Source organism: Pseudomonas sp. SDT291_1_S447 (assembly GCF_054070155.1).
Window position 1 is genome coordinate 1 of record NZ_JBSVXS010000479.1, and the last position, 212, is coordinate 212.

Annotated in this window: 1 protein-coding gene; it reads right to left on the minus strand. The window is 68.9% G+C overall.

The window, feature by feature from the left end; translation table 11 throughout:
* The coding region (locus ACW9IR_RS30450; RefSeq protein ID WP_457466327.1) for a dihydrofolate reductase family protein at window positions 1–212 on the minus strand (212 nt) is incomplete at both ends.

Consider the following 212-nt stretch of genomic DNA (forward strand, 5'->3'; position numbering starts at 1 on the left):
GGCGCCAGTCAGCACTACGCTGGCCTCGGCACGCAGGCGTTGCACGGCGGCGCGAGCGGCTGGGCCGGTGATCCACTGGCTTTCACCACTGGCCATCGCGGTGCGGCCGTCCAGGCTCATCGCCAGCTTGACCCGCACGAAGGGCAGGCCGTGCTCCATGCGTTTGAGGAACCCCGGATTCAACGCGCGAGCTTGCGCTTCCAACACACCGC